This window comes from Bacillus sp. SIMBA_026 (assembly GCF_046535335.1).
Classification (GTDB): Bacteria; Bacillota; Bacilli; order Bacillales; family Bacillaceae; genus Bacillus; species Bacillus velezensis.
Map to the genome: position 1 here is coordinate 1 of NZ_JAWRWX010000485.1, position 235 is coordinate 235.

The 235-nt window shown below is 57.9% G+C and carries 1 tRNA gene; it reads left to right on the forward strand.

From position 1 onward, the window contains the following. The first annotated feature begins 78 nt into the window (after nucleotides 1–78). Nucleotides 79–155: transfer RNA gene (locus tag SB847_RS22260), tRNA-Ile, on the forward strand. Nucleotides 156–235: the final 80 nt, after the last annotated feature.

Below are 235 nucleotides of genomic sequence, written 5' to 3' on the forward strand. Positions count from 1 at the left end.
GCGGTGTAGCTCAGCTGGCTAGAGCGTACGGTTCATACCCGTGAGGTCGGGGGTTCGATCCCCTCCGCCGCTACCATTGGACCTTTAGCTCAGTTGGTTAGAGCAGACGGCTCATAACCGTCCGGTCGTAGGTTCGAGTCCTACAAGGTCCACCACTTATACGGAGGAATACCCAAGTCTGGCTGAAGGGATCGGTCTTGAAAACCGACAGGGGTGTCAAAGCCCGCGGGGGTTC